The organism is Flavobacterium bernardetii (genome assembly GCF_011305415.1).
GTDB classification, from domain to species: Bacteria; Bacteroidota; Bacteroidia; order Flavobacteriales; family Flavobacteriaceae; genus Flavobacterium; species Flavobacterium bernardetii.
On sequence record NZ_JAANOQ010000037.1, the window covers coordinates 1 to 1,050 of the forward strand.

The 1,050-nt window shown below is 33.3% G+C and carries 1 protein-coding gene; it reads left to right on the top strand.

What is annotated here, in order from left to right; all coding sequences use genetic code 11:
* Nucleotides 1-119: 119 nt before the first annotated feature.
* Nucleotides 120-866, top strand: a complete 747-nt coding sequence (locus G6N05_RS15515) for a hypothetical protein (RefSeq protein ID WP_166131900.1) — start codon at nucleotides 120-122, stop codon at nucleotides 864-866.
* Nucleotides 867-1,050: the final 184 nt, after the last annotated feature.

Sequence of the window (1,050 nt, forward strand, 5' to 3'; positions counted from 1 at the left end):
CTCGCAAGAAATTTTATCTTTGGTAGAAAATAATCGGTTCCGAAGTTCGCAACCTCGCCAAGCGCCGGAACGTTAGCCGTCATTGTACAGCGAAACCGTAAAAATTGAACAAATAGCAAATGATTGACAATTTACCGACATATATTTCACTGACTTTTGGACTGACAACAATTGCGACTTTATTGCTTTTTATTTGGACAATTAGAAACTCAAATTCTGAACTGACACGGAAAAAAGCAACTCCAATTTTTATCGGTTTGACAATTTGGTTAACAATTCAAGCGGTTCTGGCTTTAAAAAACATTTACAAATCTGACACAAACTCTTTTCCTCCTAAAATTATATTGACAGGAATTTTACCAACAATTTTGATAATTATTTTATTGTTCGCAACTTCAAAAGGAAGACAATTTATTGACAGTTTGCCTCTAAAAAACTTGACTTACCTAAATATTGTGAGAATTCCAGTTGAAATAATCTTGTTTTGGCTTTTTCTCAACAAAGCAATCCCAGAATTGATGACTTTTGAAGGTCGAAACTTTGACATTCTTGCAGGAATTTCTGCACCAATTATTGCGTATTTTGGACTGACAAAAACAAAACTTAGCAAAAAAACAATTTTACTGTGGAATTTTATTTGCCTTGGACTTTTAGCAAATATTGTTGTGAACGCATTATTTTCAGCACCTTCACCAATTCAAAAATTTGCTTTTGACCAACCGAATATTGCGATTTTAAATTTTCCGTTTAGTTGGTTGCCGACATTTATAGTTCCAATTGTTTTATTTGGACATCTAACATCAATCAGACAATTATTGAAATATAAAATAGAAATTAAAACGAACGAAAAAACAACGAACGGCTAACAGCAGTTACACAAGATGCAAGGATTTAGTGGAATTGCTGTTTCGCATTGAACTTTTTACTTAAATAGAAAATATCCAGTCACGAAGCCTTGCACCTCGTGTAGCTGCGGAACGTTAGCAGTAAGTTATAACCAAAATTGCGCAGAAAGACAAAATCCAAAAGTGAGAAAATGAAAAATGTATA